The 1910-nt window shown below is 51.2% G+C and carries 2 protein-coding genes; one reads left to right on the top strand and one right to left on the bottom strand.

The features are described 5' to 3' along the window. Positions 1–329, bottom strand: a 329-nt coding sequence (locus ACR0JI_RS21895) for a MarR family winged helix-turn-helix transcriptional regulator (protein ID WP_480496674.1), incomplete at its 3' end; no start/stop codon positions are given. Positions 330–676: 347 nt separating this feature from the next. On the opposite strand from ACR0JI_RS21895, the gene ACR0JI_RS21890 reads away from it, so the two are divergent. Beyond that, positions 677–1843 (top strand): M20 aminoacylase family protein, encoded by a 1167-nt coding sequence (locus ACR0JI_RS21890; protein ID WP_480496673.1) that lies wholly within the window; start codon positions 677–679, stop codon positions 1841–1843. The last annotated feature ends 67 nt before the right edge of the window (positions 1844–1910 follow it).

Raw genomic sequence — 1910 nt, 5'->3', positions numbered from 1 at the left:
TCAAGCGCCATCCGGTCGACAAGCTCGCTAAACTTCTGGTGCCCAGATTCAGTAAGATGAAGTTCCTTTTGCCGTGCATCATGTTCAGAAGGTTTTCTTAGAATCCATCCGGATCGCTCAAAGTTCTTCAAGATACGACTGACATAGCCTTCGTCGAGGTCCAGGGCATTGGCGATCAACCGGGCAGTTGAGCCATTTTGCACTCCGATCTCATAGAAAACCCGCAGTTCTGTGAGGTTCATTCCACTACCGCCGTAGTCGGGGGAGAACAAACCCATCCTCTGTGTGTAGAACCGATTGAAGGCGCGAATTGTCGAGATGTGATCCATTCTGCAATTCCATTTACTTGATAAATTCAAGCAAAATAGAATTACTTGATTATGTCAAGTAAAAGCGCAATACCGTAGTGCCAGCGCAATTTCTGTGTCCCCGAGAGTACAATGGTTAAGCTCGTGTGAAGGCCAAGTTCAAAACTAGTGCTGGCCGCAACCGGCATTCATTCGGTGTCGGCTCAGTCCCGCTCAGCCCACCAAGGCATGTACAAGTAGACTGATTTTGGCCCGCCGAACCGCCGCATGACCGCTGTGAGCCCCAAGGCTACCGAAGAACCGCCAATTGATCATGATCGCTTTTGTGTAGCATCATGTCGTTTATAGTCATTTCTGAGGGCAGACCAATGGTTCACACTGAAGTTTTTGACACGCAGCTAACTGAACTATTTGAATGGCGTCGCGACTTTCACGCACATCCGGAAATCACATTCGACGTTCATAGAACCGCCGGTTTGGTTGCTGAGCGCTTGCATGAGATGGGTGTCGACGAAGTTTATACTGGTATTGGGAAAACAGGCGTCGTTGCCGTGATAAAAGGCGAAAGTACGGCAAGTAACAAAGTGATTGGCTTACGCGCGGACATGGACGCATTGCCCATGCAGGAGCAGACAAATCTCCCTTACGCGTCAAAAATAGAAGGCCGAATGCATGCCTGCGGGCATGATGGGCACACAACGATGCTGCTGGGCGCTGCGCGCTATCTGAGCGAGACCCGTAATTTCAATGGAACTGCGGTTTTAATTTTCCAACCAGCGGAAGAGGCGGAAGGCGGTGGCCTCGCCATGGTTCAGGATGGCCTGATGGACCGTTTTGGTATTCAAAGCGTTTTTGCGCTTCATACGTCTCCTGGTCTGCCCATCGGCCATTTCTCTACTCGCCCGGGAGGCATAATGGGGTCTGCGGACCTATTTGAAGTGCAAATAACTGGAAAAGGCTGCCATGCAGCTTTTCCACACGAGGGTCACGACCCGGCCATTGCCGTTGCTCAGATCATCCAAGGTTTCCAGACGATTGTGTCGCGTTCAATAAATGCGTCGGCACAACACGTCGTTTCAATCACGCAAATCCACATGGGGAATGCAGATAACATCATCGCTGAGACAGCGGAGATCAGAGGGACCGTGCGCAGCCTATCCAGCAAGGCACGTGCTTTGGGCAAACAAAGGATGTACGACATTTGCGCGGGTGTAGCGTCCATGACGGGTACGGATATCGATTTCAATTACATTGACGATTTGCCGGTGACGGAAAACGACCCGAAACAAACCGACATTGCTATTGATGCAGCCTCCAAACTGGTGGGCTCCGAGTCAGTTGACGGCAACCGAACGCCAACCATGGGTGGAGAGGATTTTTCTTTCATGCTTGAGCAACGTCCGGGCAATTTCATGTTTATCGGCAACGGAGATAGCGCGGCATTGCACAACCCAGCCTTCGATTTCAATGATGACGCACTCGCTTATGGCTGCGCGTACTTTGCTACAATTGTTGAGCAACAGTTGGCGATCTGACCCGCACGGAAGTCCGATTGCCGGAATTGACATTGGTGCCGCCGCCGCGAATTGAAGCTTTGTCCGC

The sequence above is a fragment of the Ruegeria sp. N10 genome (genome assembly GCF_056531545.1).
The sequence above is the reverse complement of the archived record's forward strand: the minus strand, read 5'-3'. Positions and strand labels throughout refer to the sequence as shown.

What these genes read in the sequence shown, in the direction of transcription:
- ACR0JI_RS21890 (WP_480496673.1), top strand. Translation starts at nt 677, where the DNA reads ATGGTTCACACTGAAGTTTTTGACACGCAGCTAACTGAACTATTTGAA.